Here is a 14,473-nt window from a genome sequence, read left to right on the forward strand (position 1 = left end):
GCGGCGTTTGTCAAGGCCGCAGGGGTCAGATGAACATTTCCTGTTCGCGGGTGCGCTCGTCGGCGGACAGGTCGGCGATGGCGGTGCGGGCCGCCGCGGCCCGCCACTGGGCCGGGGTCTGGCCGGTCTCCTTTTTAAAGACCCGGCACAGGTAGTTGGCCCCTGAAAAGCCGCAGAGGCTGGCCACCACGTCCAAGCTGTATTCCCGGTGCAGCAGCAGCTTCATGGCGGCTTCAATCCGCACCCCGGTGAGATAGCGTCCCGGCGGCACCCCCACCGCCGCCGTAAACACCCGGATCAGATGACTTTTGGAGACGCTCAGCCGCTCGCTCAGCTCCTCCACGCCGTAGAGGCCGGCGTAGTTTTGGCGGATGTCCTCAATGGCCGCCGCGGCCAGCGGGGGCAGGGGAGGGGCGGCGCTGTCGGCAGTGGCCAGCTCGCACAGCAGGGTAAAGACCTGCTGGCTCACCGACCGGCTGGAACCGGCTTCCTCTCCGGCCAGACGGCCCATCAGCTCGGCGGCGCCGGGGCAGGTCTCGCCCCGGGCGGAAAAGGGCTGTTCCGGCAGGCCGGCCAGCATCTGGGCCGGGGCCGAGCCGGTCAGCATCAGACAGAGAAAATGACATTCGCCCGACGGCGTCAGCACCAGGGGGCCGCGGCTCAGAATCAGGCCGCCGGCCTCCACCGGCTTGGGGGGAAGCGGGGGCAGAGAGCCCGACAGATCCCCCATGGCGGCGGTGCAGCTGCCGCTGGACAGCAGACAGACCCACAGCCCTTCGCCGGACAGGATCAGGGGGGCGTCGGTCTGTTCGTCCCGTACGGCAGCCAGGGCGGCGGTGGATTCCCAATGATAAATCAATATCCGACACCTCTAATCAATAAAATGCTATATCATATCACAAAAATATCTGCTATTATAGTACCAGCAAGTGAGAGCCCCGTCAAGGGCCATCCAAGAACGTTTGAAACACCGTCCATTGTATATAGGAGGCAACACCATGGCTTCGATTAGCTGCCAGCACATCTACAAGATTTACCCGGGCGCTACCGCCCCGTCCGTCACCGACTTCAACCTCGAGATCCAGGACAAAGAGTTCATCATCTTCGTCGGTCCCTCGGGCTGCGGCAAGTCCACCACCCTGCGCATGATCGCCGGCCTGGAGGAGATCTCCAAGGGCGAGATGTACATCGGCGGCCGCCTGATCAACGACGTTCCTCCCAAGGATCGTGATATCGCCATGGTGTTCCAGAGCTACGCTCTGTACCCCCACATGACCGTTTACAAGAACATCGCTTTCGGCCTGGAGCTGCGCAAGACCCCGAAGGATGAGATCGACAAGCGCGTCCACGAGGCCGCCAAGATCCTGGAGATCGAGCACCTGCTGGACCGCAAGCCCAAGGCTCTGTCGGGTGGTCAGCGTCAGCGTGTCGCCCTGGGCCGCGCCATGGTCCGTAACCCGGCTGTCTTCCTGCTGGACGAGCCCCTGTCCAACCTGGATGCTAAGCTGCGTACCAGCATGCGCACCGAGATCATCAAGCTGCACAAGAAGCTGGCTACCACCTTCATCTACGTTACCCACGACCAGACCGAGGCTATGACCATGGGCGACCGCATCGTCGTCATGAAGGATGGCATCATCCAGCAGGTCGATACCCCGCAGAACCTGTACGATTACCCCTGCAACACCTTCGTCGCAGGCTTCATCGGCAGCCCCCAGATGAACTTCCTGGACGGCATCGTCACCAAGAAGGGCGACCAGTACGGCATCGACCTGGGCGGCGACATCGTTCCCCTGCCCAAGGACAAGACCGCTGACGGCAAGCTGGACGCTTATGTCGGCAAGAAGGTCAAGATGGGCATCCGTCCCGAGGACATCGACGACGAGCCCGAGTTTATGGCAAAGCACACCGACTGCCAGCTGAACGCTGAGGTCGAGGTTTCCGAAATGATGGGCGCCGAGATTTACCTGTACCTGGACTACAAGGGCAACAAGATGACCGCTCGTGTGTCCCCCACCTCCAAGGCTCGCCATGGCGATACCGTCCGCGTTGCCTTCGATCCTCGCAAGGTCCATGTCTTCGACGTGGAGACCGAGCTGACCGTCCTGAACTAAGACGGCCCTGGCCCCGCCTGCGCGGGACCCACTGAATCTGTCATAGATCCCCTCATCATAGAGACGTAAGCTTCTCCTAACGCAGAAAGCCGCTGGCACGTTGTGCCGGCGGCTTTCTGTGTCTGCGGGAAAAGGAAAACCCGTTCGAAAAAGTGTACCTTTCCGAACGGGCAAAACACGGAGTTTCTTGCTAAAATTATAACAAAAATTCTACATAATAGCAATACATCAAGAGAATGAATTTCTCCTCTGAAATTGTTCGGAAAGGTACACTTTGCCGAACAAAAATCAGAAGGAGGGAGAAAAATGTATCTCAAAAAATGTATGGCTGTGCTGCTGTCGGTGGCCCTGGCCCTGTGCCTGGTACTGACAGGATGTGGAGGAAGCGGCCCCCTGACGGAGGTTATCCTGGATTTGCTGGACGGTTACTATAAAAATATTGCGGTTGACAGTGACCCCGATCTGGAAAAAGCTCTGCGAGAAGCGGTAGACCAGGGAGGCACCGAGGAGGAAATCCTTGCTCGGATCATCAACAGCATGAATCTGACCGGAAGCAGCATTCAATTTACAAGGCTTGGTGACGGACAGCAGGGAGATCATGCGCTGGATGTTGTTTTTCAGCTGGGCACAGACCCCGATGCAGCGGCACGGCAGGCCATGGCTGAATGGAGCAGGATTTTTGGTTCCCTGCCCTCAGACGGTCAGTATGAGGCCCATGTTTCCATGGTGGAGGAAAACGGGGGCTATTATGTTGCCGTGGATGTAACCGTGGTGAAAGCAGGCCGGCCCAACCAGGATGATGAAGAGGATGGACCGGTGGTACTGACCGGAATTTCAATTTCGGTGAGCGGTGATTTCAAGACAGAATACCATGTGGGAGAACCGTTTAAGACAGATGGTATGATTGTCACCGCTTATTACAGCAATTCGACTTCCAAGCCGGTTACTGGTTATACCGTTTCGCCCGAAAAGTTTGAGAAGGAGGGCGATGTAACGGTGACCATCACTTATAAGGAGGGCGATGTTACCGAAACTGCAACCGTTACAGTCCATGTTGCCGGCTATACGATAGAGGGCGGCACATATATGGTGTACAATGCCGATGGCCTGATGAAATGGGCAGAGGCGGCGCAAGATGATCCGTCAATAAGCTGTACCCTGAAGAATAATATTGACCTCAGTGAATGTACCTGGACACCGGTTGGAAGTGACTCGGATAGATACACCGGAATATTTGATGGCGGAAATTATGCAATCACCAATCTGGAAATTCATACATCTAAGAGCAGTAACCAGGGCCTGTTTGGCTATGTGGGTTCCGGCACCGTGAAAAACCTGAAGCTGGAAAATGTAAGCATAACCGCAGAAAACAGCCAGTATGTGGGCGCAGTGGCGGGATATAACTGTGGTCGCATTGAAAACTGCGAGGTATCGGGCTCTGTAAACGGAGGGGCCAATGTCTCAGGTACTAACGCTAGCAGTGTCGGCGGCGTGGCTGGCGGCAATGCGGGCGGAGAAGTGGTTGGCTGTTCCTCGACAGCGCCGGTAACAGCCAACGGCAGCAATAGCCGAGTTGGCGGTGTGGTTGGAAATAATATGATGGATGCCACTGTTGTCGCCTGTTATCATACGACGGGTGCGATAACTGCCACTATCGGTAATACGAATGCCGGCGGTGTAGTAGGTCGAAACAATGGTGCGCAGGTTGTTGCCTGTTACGCCTCGTGTGAAGTTGATAGCGGTGCGAGTGCCTATGCTGGCGGTGTCGTGGGCAACAATAGACCTGGTAGCTCCCTTGAAGCCTGCTATTGGGCTGGAAGCAATAAGAAGGACTGTGGTGTCGGCAATAATTCTAACCATACTGGAGCAACGAAAGTTGGAGATGGTGTTACTTGGACCGAAGCTGCTAAGGGCATGAACGAGGAGCTGGGCGGCTACGGCTGGAAGTATGATAGCAGCAACCCGCCCAAGCTGACAAAGGGGAATCCGTAACTTCAATCCCATAAACCACTCTCTCCCCCGACCCACTCCCGGGCCGGGGGCTTTTTGCACCCTATACAAAGCACCTCTGCTCCGTACAGAGAGCAGGGGGCGGAAGGCTGAGCCGGGCTGCTCCCCTCAGGAGGGCTCCCCCCGTGCCAGCCGGATAAATACCTCCATCTGGGGCGTGATCCACTTGTCCTTGTGGCAAAAGAGCTGCCGCCGCATCTCGATGCGGCAGTCCGCCACCTCCAATGGTACCGCCCGCCCCGTCAGACAGGTTTCCACCATGTACCGGGGCAGAAAACTCAGCCCCAGCCCCTGCTCCACCATCCGGCACAGCAGGGCGGCGTCTCCCAACTCCAGATAGGGCCGCAGCGCCAGCTGCCGGGCCGCCAGCAGCTGTTCCAGGGCTTCGCGGTAACTCATGCCCCGCTCGGTGAGAAGAAACTCCTGCCCCGCCAGATCGGCCAGGACCAGGTCGTGCCGCCCCGCCAATGGATGCCCGGCCGGCGCCAGAAAACAACAGGACTCCGGCTCGTCCAGAAATACCCGGTTGGAGGGATTGGTCAGGGGCAGGTCAAAGGTATAGGCCAGGTCGGCCCGGTTGGAGGAAAGCAGATCCTGCATGGTCTGGGTGTTGGAGGTGATGAAACTCACCTCTACCCGGGGACACAGGGCGTGGAACTGTTCCAGCAGCGGGGGCATCAGGGCGCTGCACAGGCTGTCCGCAATGGCCACCCGCAGGGTGCCGTGGGCCTCGGGGGTGGGCTGCAGGGCCGCTTTGGCCTGCTGGGCGGTGGTCAGCAGGGTGCGGGCGTATTGCAGAAAGGTCTGGCCCGCGTCGGTGAGACGGACCGACTTGGCCACCCGGTCAAACAGCGGCACTCCCAGCTCCTCCTCCAGGAGGGCAATCTGGCTGGATACCGCCGACTGGGAATACCCCAGCTCCCGGGCCGCCCGGGAAAAGCTGTGAAGCTCGGCCACATGAAGAAAGGTGTTGATGTTGCGCAGTTCCATGGCTCACTCCCTGGTGATCTGGCGGACGGTGAGAACCCCTTCCGCCACCGTGAAATGGACTTCAAACCCCGCAAACCGCATCCCGTATACCCGGTCGGGATCGTTCTGGTAGGAGGGGCGGGGATCGTTTTCCAGCACGCCGGCCAGAGCCTCCCACTGGGCGGGGGACAGCATGGCCCGCAGCTCCTCAGGACAGTCCACCGCCAGGTGATAGGTCCGGGTTTGGGCGGTGTAGCCCTCGGCGGCGTCGGGATGGCTGTCCACATAGGGGATATAGGGCTTGATGTCGTAGATGGGGGTGCCGTCCAGCAGGTCGGCCCCCCGCACCCACACCACCGGCCCCAGGACGGGGTCCTGCTGGACGGTTTCCAGCCGGACGCAGGACAGCCCGATGGGATTGGGCCGGAACGGGGAACGGGTGGCAAACACCCCGACCCGGGTGTTGCCGCCCAGCCGGGGCGGCCGGACGGTGGGGGACCACTTGTCCCGGACCGCCTGGGTAAACTGCCACAGCAGCCAGACGTGGCTGAACTGTTCCAGCCCGCGGAAGGCGCTGGGGTCCCGGTATTCCGGCTCAAAGACGATGCGGGCCCGCAGCGCGTCCACCAGGCCGCTCTGGCGGGGAATCCCGAATTTATCGGCGAAATCGCTCTCGATGTGGGCGATGGGATGGAGGACAAAATCCTGGTCTGCCATCGAAACACCTCCTTATAAGCTGCGGCAAAGGCCCACGGCCTTGCCCTCGATTTGAATTTCGGCCAGCTGGGGCCCGGCATAGATCATGGGCGGGCAGACGGCGGCGTTGTCGGCCAGCAGCATGACGGTATCCCCCTGGCGGTGGAAATGTTTGAGGGTGGCTTCCTCCCCGATGCGCACCGCCGCAATCTCGCCCTGTTCCACCTCGGGCTGGAGCCGGATGCAGACAATATCCCCATCCCGGATGGTGGGGGACATGCTGTCCCCATGGCAGGTGAGGGCAAAGTCGGCGTGCCAGTCGGCGGGGACGCCGATGTAGCGCTCGATGTTCTGTTCGGCGGTGATAGGGGTGCCGCAGGCGATGGACCCCACCAGGGGCACCTGGGTCATCCGGGGCAGGGGCTCAAAGCCGGCGGGGACCGGGACGGCCTCCGCCTCCAGACCCAGCAGCCAGGCGGTGGTGGTCTCGAGGGCGGCTGCAAAGTCCTCGAGCTTGTTTTGGGGGATGTCGTTGATCCCCTTTTCGATCTTGGTGATGGAAGATTTGGACCGATAGCCCATCCGGGCGGCCAGTTCTTCCTGGCTCATGCCCAGCTCCTCCCGCCTCTGGCGGATGCGGACCGACAGGACCGACATGGGAATGCCTCCTTTTGTTTGCAGGGTGAACGATGGGTTTTGCACCCTGAGTATACCATAAAATTGCATTTAAATCAACTTTTTCAGAGAAATACCCAATAGATGTTGACAATAAATCACCTTTATGGTAGACTTGCAAGTAGATCGAGAATCAACCCGACAACTTGAGAAGGAGGCACAGAATGATTGATCGTGAACGACTGAATCAGAGGGTCCAGGTCAGCGGCTACAAGCGGAAGTATCTGGCCCGGGCCATGCGGATGAGCGACAGCTCGCTGCGGAACAAACTGGAGGGAAAAAGCGAGTTCAAGCTGAGCGAAGCCCAGCGGCTGAGCGTTCTTCTGGGCCTCAGCCCGGAGGAACAGACCCGGTGTTTCTGGTACTTAAAGTAGATTGAAAATCATCCAAAAATGGGAGGGGATTCATGACTATTGAAGATCGACAGAAGTGCCGCGCGGCGCTGTGGCACTGGAAACTGATTGAGCGCCAGACCGATCCCCGGAACCTCAGCTGGGCCCAGGCGCTGCGCCGCACCGCGGCCTATTATGAGCGCAGGGACCCCATCCGGGCGGGCATCCTGAAGGAGCGCTACCGCCGCCACCGGACCGAGGAACAGGTGCTGGAAGAACTGCACATTGGCCGCACCACCTATCAAAAGGCCAATACCGACCTGATGAGCACCCTGGCGGTGTACGCCGCCCAGGAAGGGGCGCTGTAGGCCGGGTGCAGCCAACAGAAAAGCCCCCGCCGGCGGCGCAGAGGCCGGGCAGGGGCTTGTGGTGTCAGGTCTGAGGGGGATCTTTGTCCGTTGTCCGGGGGGATTCGCAGCGCTGGTGGCAGGAGGCGCAGTTGCCGCCGCAGCCTTCGCCCTTCCAGCCGCCATTTTTGGAGATCCAGACCACCGCCAGGGCAAACAGAACGATCAGAACCACCAGGGTGATGATCCCGCGCACCGTCAGCATAGAAACAACCTCTTTTCTGTGTGAGATGGAGCAAACCGCCCGAATTCCGCCGGCCAGGGCCTGCGGAGCGGTTCGGATGGCTTCTAGTATACACGATTTTGACCCCGGGGGCAATGCCTGACCCCAAAAAACACCGACTGAACGTCGCTTTGCGGAACAGGAAAAATTTTTGGACCAAAATGCAAAAAAGGGCTTGCAATTTTTCAGCCTTCATGATATAATATGCCTGTTCCGATTCGGAGGATTAGCTCAGCTGGTTAGAGCACCTGCATCACACGCAGGGGGTCTGGGGTTCGAGTCCCTAATTCTCCACCAAACAAGGCGTATCCTAACCCAATCCTCTACGAGGAAGGGTTCGGATACGTTTTTTCTTTGGACGAGGTGCTCCGCTGCGGGAGCAGGACAACCACAACTGCATAAAACCATAAAAGGCAGAGCGCCCGGTAAGGGTGCTCTGCCTTTTTGCTGCGGATCATGATCCGGCGCGATCCGTTTCTGCGCTTATGGCCCACTTTTTATCTGCCCCAGGGGCAGCCACAGCTCGCAGCGGAAAGGCGGCCCGGCATAGAAGCTGGCCTGCCCGCCGTGGGCCGCGGCGATTTGGGCCACCAGCCGCAGCCCGGTGCCGTGGGCGGCCCCGCCGTCCGGCTCCAGAGGGTGGTCGGGCCCTGCCGGGGCCGGGGTGTCCGCCGGAGTGCCGCCCTCCACCCAGAGGACCAGCCCGCCCTGCCGGGCCCGGGCCCCCAGGTGGATGGAACAGCCGGGAGCGTTGTGGCGCACGCAGTTGGTGAGCAGATTGTTCACCGCTCGCCGCAGCAGGAAGGGGTCGGCTTCGACGGCGGGCAGGGGCTTGGCGGGAAGGTCGATCTCGAAGGGGAAGCCCTCGGCCATGCCGCCGTTGAGAAAATCGGCGGCAGTCTGCCGCAGAAAGCTGTCGGGATGGACCGTCTCTTTGCGCAGGGGCTGCATGGCGCAGTCCAGCCGCATGGTCAGGTTCAGGTCGTTGACCAGGTCCCGGATGGCCTGGCTCTGGGTGCGGATGATGGCCGCCTGTTTTTGGCGGGTGGGGGAGAGATCCGGCGCTTCCTCCAGCTGCGCAGCGTACCCCATCACCACCGATAGAGGGGTGCGGATGTCGTGGGAGACGCCGTTGATCCACTCGGAACGGGCGGCGTCCCGCGCCTGCTGGGCCTGCCGGAACCAGTGCCGTGCTGCCCGATAGGACAGCCCCAGCACACACCCCAGCGCCAGCAGAAAGATGCCTCCAAACCAAAAAGGCGTTTGCAGCAGGGTCCGGATGTCCATAGCGATATCGTGCTTCCAGAGGCTGCCCTTGGGGGAGCCCACCACCAGCAACCCGTCCTCCCGCACCCAGCACTGCACCGGGTAATCCTGAAGATACCAGCGGGTAAAGGCGGCCACATCGGCAACTGTGTATTGTTCCGGCACCTCCTGCGGTTTGCGGAAAGACCAGACCACCTGCCCCTGCTGGTCCAGCAGCATGGCCCAGCAGCCTGTTTCCAACAGTTCCTCACCCTTGAACTGGTACTCTGTCCCGTCCCGGTCCAGTGCATCCGACACCTGCTGAATGGGAACGCCCCAATCCCGGCCCCCGCTGCTATTGTAGTAAATAAAGGCCAGAAATCCCACTACCGTCACCAGGGCGATGAGAGCCGCCGAGACGGTCATCAGCAGGGTCCCTTTCAAAAAGCTGCGCAGATTCATCTCTCTCCCTCCCGTTTCAGGCGGTAGCCCAATCCCCGCACCGTCAGCAGATAGCGTGGGTGGGAGGGGTCTGCCTCCACCTTTTCCCGCAGGCGGCGGATGTGCACCATCAGCGTGTTCTCATAGCCCACCAGCGGCCCGTCCCAAAGGGCCTCGCACAAGGCGTCTGTGGTGACGATGTTGCCCCGGGCATCCCACAGCGTTTTCAGAAGGGTGAACTCCTTGGCTGTCAGGGCGGTCTGAGCGCCGCCCCGGCGGACGGTTCCCTTGCCCCAGTCGATCTCCGTATCGCCTAGACGGGAGACCTGGAGCTGTTCCCGGTAGACCCGCCGCAGCACCGAGCGCAGCCGCAGCAGCAGTTCCTGGGGCAGAAAAGGCTTGGTGATGTAGTCGTCCGCCCCCAGGCCCAGCCCCTTCAGCCGGTCCTCATCCTCATCCCGGGCGGAAAGGAACAGCACCGGCAGATCCCGGACCGCCTGCATTTTTCCCAGCAGGGAAAAGCCGTCCCCGTCCGGCAGCATCACGTCCAGCAGCACGGCGTCCGGCGGGGCGGCCCGCAGCCGTTCGAGGGCCTGGGCGCAGGACAGGGCGCTGTCCGTCTCATAGCCTGCACCGGACAAAATCTCCCCCACCAGCTGCTGCAATGCAGGCTCGTCATCCACGATCAAAATGCGGTAGGCCATGGCACAGCCTCCTTTCCCGACTGCTTCCATTATAAAAAGGAGCCGGCCCTTCGTCCAGCGGCCGGGCTCAAAATCAAGGTAAACGTAAGGTAGCCTTCATGGGCAGGTAAGGCGGCAGTGGTAAGATGGTGCCATGAAGGAGGTCTTGCTATGGAGATCATTGAGACACACGGCCTGTGCAAGCGGTACGGGGACGCCATGCGGGTGTCCCACCTGGATCTGCGGGTGCCGGAGGGCTGTGTCTATGGCTTTTTGGGGCCCAACGGGGCGGGCAAATCCACCACCCTGAAAATGATCCTGGGTCTGGTGCACCCCATCGCGGGCAGCATCCAGGTACTGGGCAAAACGATGGACAGCGCCAACCGCCTGGACATCCTCCGGCAGGTGGGCAGCCTGATCGAAAGCCCCAGCTATTATGGCCACCTGACCGGGGAGGAAAACCTGCGGGTGGTGCAGTCCCTGCGGGGCGTGCCGGAGAAGAACATTCGGGAGGTGCTGCAGATCGTCCGCTTGGACGGCCAGCGGGATAAGTTGGCCGGCCATTATTCTCTGGGCATGAAGCAGCGGCTGGGCATCGCCGCCGCCCTGCTGGGCTACCCCAAAGTATTGATCCTGGATGAGCCCACCAATGGCCTGGACCCGGCAGGTATCCAGGAGATGCGGGAGCTGATCTGCGACCTGCCCCGGCGGTTCGGGATGACGGTGGTGGTGTCCAGCCACCTGCTGAGCGAGATCGACCAGATGGCCGACCATGTGGGCATCATCCGGGAGGGGGAGCTGGTGTTTCAGGACACCCTGGAGACCCTGCACAGCCGCAGCACCCACCATCTGGCCCTGCGCACCACCAATGACCCGGTGGCGCAGGCTTTGCTGCGGGACCGGGGCCTGCCCTGTCAGGAGGAGGACGGCTATCTGATCCTGCCCATCCTGCCCGACGGGGAGGCGGCCCGGCTGACCGGCTTTTTGGCCGAAAACCGGCTGGGCATCCTCCGGCTGGAGGAGCGGCAGAAAAGTCTGGAGGACATCTTTTTGAAACTGACCGGAAAGGCGGCGAGCCTATGAACCTGCTCAGGCTGGAATTTTTCAAGTGCCGGCGACGGCACATCGTCCTGGTCTGCGCTGCGGTGTTGGGGGTGGAACTGTTCTGGTTCGGGGCCTTCCTCACCCGGCAGGATGCGGAGGACCTGGCCTGGGGGTGGATGCTGCTGCTCTACAATTTGGCCCTCATCGACGCCATCATCCTGCCCCTCAGCGTAGCGGTGCTGGCCAGCCGCAGCTGCGAGCTGGAGCACAAGGGCGGCACCTGGAAGCTGCTGGAAACTATGGCAAACCCAGGAAAGCTGTATGCCGCCAAGCTGGCCTGGGGCGCTCTGGTGCTGGGCGCTCTGTTGGTGGTCCGCACCGGCATTTTTGCAGCCATGGGGATGGCCCTCCATTTTCCCGGGACGGTCCCCTGGGTGCGGTTTGGGGTGTTCACCCTCATCTCCTGGGCGGTGTCCATGATGGTCTACGCTTTGCAGCAGGGGCTGTCTTTGTACTACGCCAACCAGGCGGCGGCCTTGGTATGCGGGGTCGCGGGCAGCTTTCTGGGGATCTTGTCCATGCTCTTTCCGCCGGCCCTGGTCCGCTTTGTGCCCTGGGGCTATTACGGGCTGCTGGCCCTGGTGCGGATGGACTGGAACGAGGCCACTCGTGTGACCCGCTTTTTCTGGAAGTGGCCTGCGCCCGCCGACCTCATTCTTCTCTGTGTGTGGGCCGCAGCCTTTCTGCTGGCGGGCCGGGCCCTGTTTGTGAAAAAGGAGGTGTGACCATGCTGCTGCGTTGTTTGCGGGCGGAACTGGGCAAATGCCGCCGTGCTCCGGTATGGCTGGCCTTTGTGGTGCTCCCGGTGGTGCCTGCCATCCTGGGCACGGCCAACTATCTGGGTAATATCGAGGTGCTGGACAATGCCTGGTACAGCCTGTGGAGCCAGCACACCCTGTTTTCCTCCCTGTTTTTTCTGCCGGCTTTGCTGGGGGTGTTCTGCGCCTGGCAGTGGCGGCTGGAGCAGGCCAGCCACAACTGGAACAACTTTTTCACCGCGCCGGTGCCGCTGGCCGACCTGTGCCTGGCCAAGCTGATCCTGGCCGCCGGGACGTCGGTGCTGGCCCAGGGGTGCATCGGCGGGTTATTCGTCCTCAGCGGCAAACTGGTGGGTCTGCCCGGCCCACTGCCCCCCGAGCTGCCCGGGTGGCTGTTCTGCGGGGCGGTGGGGAGCATATCGGTCTGCGCGGTGCAGCTGTTCGTCAGTCTGGCGGTGCGGACGTTCGCTCCGCCGGTGGCCTTCGGCCTGGCAGGGGGCATCCTGGGCCTTTTGTGCACCGCCAAGGGGTGGGGGTATCTGTTTCCTTACGCGTTGCTCTGTCTGGGAATGCGGGCCAACAACCCCACCATGGAGCTGGACCTGGCGCCCTTCCTGCTGTCGGCTCTGTGCTACACCGTAGCCTTTACGGCCCTTTCGGTCTGGCTGGCGCAAAAGCGGGATGCGGCGGCGGAGTGAGGGCGGCTTGGCCGATGAGTTCAACGATGGCATACAACAGTCAAAAGGCGGAGCGCCCGGTAGGATGCTCTGCCTTTGTACTTTCTTAGGCAGCCTTTTCTTCTTTTGGCTCCTGCGGGCGTCGTGCAAGCCAAGCCTCGAAAGCCTTCTGGTTTTCCTCGATTTCAAAAAACGCCTGGATACCGGGCAGAAATGTCCGGGCCAGGCATTCGAGAGAACCTGCGGGCAGGCCGTATTCTTTTTCGATATTCTTCTTTCTGGTCAAATAGTGTCCTCCGTGTCATGTTGGGGAAGATGTGCTTCATAAAATTTCACCTCAATTCTTTTAAGTATTGTGTACTAATTCAAAAATTCGCGTACAGTGAAGATAGGACTGTACGAGCTGTACGTTGTACGATTTTTGAAGTTTAATTGATGATACGTTGTTTTTGAAAAAGCAGCTTTCTTGGCTGCCGTACAGCGTACAGTACGTACAGGCTGTACAGCATTGTTTTATAAAAATTTTTACTGCTGGCAGGGGTGGATGAGCGCCTCGATGCCGATAAACCCGCGCACCCGGCGGCCGCCTGGCAAATAGATGTTGTTGGTGGATTCTAGGTTATAACGGAGGCTTTGCTGGTTCAGCTCGGTGCTGAGCCGGTTGGGCGACACCGGTCGGCAGGCGTTGTCATCGCACCAGACCTTGTAGACTTCATAGAGGCACTTGGAGCTGACCTCAGCGTCGGCTTTGAAGTGGAAGTAGCCCTCCGATTCCAGAAAATCCAGGACATTGTTGCTGCTGCGTTTGACGGTGTCCAGATTGCCGGCAGCGCGGGCACTGACCGTGAACTTGTAGTTATTTCGCAGGAGCCGGGTCAATCCTTCCAGGCACCAGAGAAGGATGCCTTCCAGTTCCTTACAGAGCTTTTCGATCAGGAAGGGGTCGTCCTCCCGGTCGGCTGGACGTTCTTTGGTGGTCAGGATGAGCTGCCGCCGCCAGAAGCCGTCCGAGTGGTCGTATAGGGAAGTCAACGCGCCGTTGCCGAAGCCGAGGAAGCGGGCATAGATGTCGCTCTGATAGCTTTGGATGCCCTTGCGCTCTACGTCCATCTTGGCCTCAGCGGTCACGATGGACTTGAGGTAATTGGTCTTGGGAAGTGCGTTCATGTCCATATCATCGTCTACCATCAGCAGGCGATGTTCCAGGTCGGCACGAGCGAAACGGCTGGTCTCAATTTTTTGGATACTGCCGTTGCTGGCGGCGTCGCCCATCAGCTTTTTGAGCACCAGACCAATGCGAGACTTGCCCTCCCCGCCCTTGCCGATGATGAGCATCATCCGCTGACCTTTGGTGCTGGGGATGAGACAGTAGCCCAAGTACTCCTGCAGGGTGAGGATGTCCTCAGCGTCAAGCAGGTCGCCGAGAAAGGTCAGCCAGCGCCCGGGGGCAGCGGCTTGGGCGTTATAGGCGACAGGCAAACGGTTGCGGCAGAACAGCTTACTCTCTTGAAAGGTGCCGTTGGTCAGGTGGTAGACTCCGTTTTGCAGGTGGATACGGTCGACCTCAATTTCCATAGGAGCGGCATAGGCCAGCAGACGCAGGCTGTCCAGGATGCTGTTCACCTTCTTGGAAAGCCCGCTGGTCACATAGCTTTCAATCTCCAGCAGGAGCTTTTGTTTGATTTCAGTTTCGTCCTCTGCAGGACCGTCCGGCGTATAGAATTGGCCGGCGATGCACTTGAGTGGATGGAATTTCAAAAAGTCGTAGCAGAACTGGATCTCATTGATCTTCTTGCCATCGTACCAATCAGGCCATGCAGGGTTGCGGGGCTTTTCGTATTTCATTGGCACCTCTTTCTTTGCAGTTGGTGGTATCGGGCGTCTTGCCGTATACCGGGACAGATCATTTGCCGGTTTCCCTCATCGCTTCTGACAGGCAACCATTCATCTCTGAGGGTGCTGTGCCATCCCTTTCGGGCGCTCGCTCCGGGTGGAGGTCGTGGCGGTTTGGGCGGTGAGGACGGTCATTCAGTTTTACATTGGAGACAGTATAGCAGAAAATCCAGAGCTTTCCCGTATGTCCAAGAGGTTGGAAATTTGCCCCAAAATGCCCTGATTTCCACGCTCTTGGACAAAACA

16 protein-coding genes and 1 tRNA gene are annotated in these 14,473 nt (G+C 60.0%); 8 read left to right on the forward strand and 9 right to left on the reverse strand.

Features of this window, described 5'->3' with window-relative positions; all coding sequences use genetic code 11:
* Positions 1-25 precede the first annotated feature (25 nt).
* Positions 26-859, reverse strand: a complete 834-nt coding sequence (locus B5F27_RS00550; RefSeq protein WP_087363817.1) for an AraC family transcriptional regulator — start codon at positions 857-859, stop codon at positions 26-28.
* A 139-nt stretch (positions 860-998) separates the two neighbouring features.
* Here B5F27_RS00550 and ugpC point away from each other — a divergent pair, with 139 nt between their 5' ends.
* Entirely contained in the window at positions 999-2,114 is a 1,116-nt protein-coding gene (gene ugpC / locus B5F27_RS00555; RefSeq protein ID WP_087363820.1) for a sn-glycerol-3-phosphate ABC transporter ATP-binding protein UgpC, read from the forward strand.
* A 306-nt stretch (positions 2,115-2,420) separates the two neighbouring features.
* Positions 2,421-4,106 (forward strand): GLUG motif-containing protein, encoded by a 1,686-nt coding sequence (locus tag B5F27_RS00560; protein ID WP_087363824.1) that lies wholly within the window; start codon positions 2,421-2,423, stop codon positions 4,104-4,106.
* 126 nt (positions 4,107-4,232) lie between these two features.
* Here the strand turns inward: B5F27_RS00560 and B5F27_RS00565 are convergent, their stop codons facing one another.
* The 3 genes from B5F27_RS00565 to B5F27_RS00575 are packed head-to-tail and all read right to left on the reverse strand — an operon-like array spanning position 4,233 to position 6,446.
* Positions 4,233-5,114, reverse strand: coding sequence for a LysR family transcriptional regulator (locus B5F27_RS00565; RefSeq protein ID WP_087363827.1), 882 nt, complete (start codon positions 5,112-5,114; stop codon positions 4,233-4,235).
* Positions 5,115-5,117: 3 nt separating this feature from the next.
* Positions 5,118-5,810 (reverse strand): tRNA (N6-threonylcarbamoyladenosine(37)-N6)-methyltransferase TrmO, encoded by a 693-nt coding sequence (gene tsaA / locus B5F27_RS00570; RefSeq protein ID WP_087363830.1) that lies wholly within the window; start codon positions 5,808-5,810, stop codon positions 5,118-5,120.
* Between the two features lie 12 nt (positions 5,811-5,822).
* Positions 5,823-6,446: an XRE family transcriptional regulator gene (locus B5F27_RS00575; protein WP_087363833.1), complete on the reverse strand. Its 624-nt coding sequence runs from the start codon at positions 6,444-6,446 to the stop codon at positions 5,823-5,825.
* Positions 6,447-6,628: 182 nt separating this feature from the next.
* Here B5F27_RS00575 and B5F27_RS00580 point away from each other — a divergent pair, with 182 nt between their 5' ends.
* Together B5F27_RS00580 and B5F27_RS00585 are read left to right on the forward strand one after the other, a co-directional pair.
* A complete protein-coding gene (locus B5F27_RS00580) occupies positions 6,629-6,838 on the forward strand; it encodes a hypothetical protein (protein ID WP_087246360.1) in 210 nt (69 codons plus the stop codon).
* Positions 6,839-6,870: 32 nt separating this feature from the next.
* Entirely contained in the window at positions 6,871-7,164 is a 294-nt protein-coding gene (locus B5F27_RS00585; RefSeq protein WP_164488764.1) for a SqdX protein, read from the forward strand.
* A gap of 64 nt (positions 7,165-7,228) precedes the next feature.
* Here B5F27_RS00585 and B5F27_RS00590 read toward each other — a convergent pair whose 3' ends face one another.
* Positions 7,229-7,408 carry a FeoB-associated Cys-rich membrane protein gene (locus tag B5F27_RS00590; RefSeq protein ID WP_087246361.1) on the reverse strand — a complete coding sequence of 60 codons (180 nt, stop codon included), beginning with the start codon at positions 7,406-7,408 and terminating at the stop codon, positions 7,229-7,231.
* Between the two features lie 238 nt (positions 7,409-7,646).
* On the opposite strand from B5F27_RS00590, the gene B5F27_RS00595 reads away from it, so the two are divergent.
* Positions 7,647-7,723: transfer RNA gene (locus tag B5F27_RS00595), tRNA-Val, on the forward strand.
* A 186-nt stretch (positions 7,724-7,909) separates the two neighbouring features.
* On the opposite strand, the gene B5F27_RS00600 is transcribed toward B5F27_RS00595, so the two are convergent.
* Together B5F27_RS00600 and B5F27_RS00605 are read right to left on the reverse strand one after the other, a co-directional pair.
* On the reverse strand, positions 7,910-9,133 hold the full coding sequence (locus B5F27_RS00600; RefSeq protein ID WP_087363836.1) for a HAMP domain-containing sensor histidine kinase: 1,224 nt from the start codon (positions 9,131-9,133) through the stop codon (positions 7,910-7,912).
* Complete coding sequence (locus tag B5F27_RS00605) at positions 9,130-9,816, reverse strand: response regulator transcription factor (RefSeq protein ID WP_087246363.1); 687 nt, start codon at positions 9,814-9,816, stop codon at positions 9,130-9,132. Before B5F27_RS00605 ends, B5F27_RS00600 begins: the two co-directional genes overlap by 4 nt.
* Positions 9,817-9,966: 150 nt before the next feature.
* Here B5F27_RS00605 and B5F27_RS00610 point away from each other — a divergent pair, with 150 nt between their 5' ends.
* Genes B5F27_RS00610 through B5F27_RS00620 form a run of 3 tightly spaced genes read left to right on the forward strand, consistent with a single transcriptional unit; the run spans position 9,967 to position 12,355 of the window.
* Positions 9,967-10,878 (forward strand): ABC transporter ATP-binding protein, encoded by a 912-nt coding sequence (locus tag B5F27_RS00610; RefSeq protein ID WP_087363839.1) that lies wholly within the window; start codon positions 9,967-9,969, stop codon positions 10,876-10,878.
* Positions 10,875-11,624, forward strand: a complete 750-nt coding sequence (locus B5F27_RS00615; RefSeq protein ID WP_087246365.1) for an ABC transporter permease — start codon at positions 10,875-10,877, stop codon at positions 11,622-11,624. The genes B5F27_RS00610 and B5F27_RS00615 overlap by 4 nt, the downstream gene beginning before the upstream one ends.
* A 2-nt stretch (positions 11,625-11,626) precedes the next feature.
* A complete protein-coding gene (locus tag B5F27_RS00620; protein ID WP_087363842.1) occupies positions 11,627-12,355 on the forward strand; it encodes an ABC transporter permease in 729 nt (242 codons plus the stop codon).
* An 85-nt stretch (positions 12,356-12,440) separates the two neighbouring features.
* Here B5F27_RS00620 and B5F27_RS00625 read toward each other — a convergent pair whose 3' ends face one another.
* A complete protein-coding gene (locus B5F27_RS00625) occupies positions 12,441-12,620 on the reverse strand; it encodes a hypothetical protein (protein WP_087363844.1) in 180 nt (59 codons plus the stop codon).
* 239 nt (positions 12,621-12,859) lie between these two features.
* Positions 12,860-14,179, reverse strand: coding sequence for a phage/plasmid primase, P4 family (locus B5F27_RS00630; protein WP_087363847.1), 1,320 nt, complete (start codon positions 14,177-14,179; stop codon positions 12,860-12,862).
* Positions 14,180-14,473 lie beyond the last annotated feature (294 nt).

The sequence above is a fragment of the Faecalibacterium sp. An192 genome (assembly GCF_002160175.1).
Classification (GTDB): Bacteria; Bacillota; Clostridia; order Oscillospirales; family Ruminococcaceae; genus Faecalibacterium.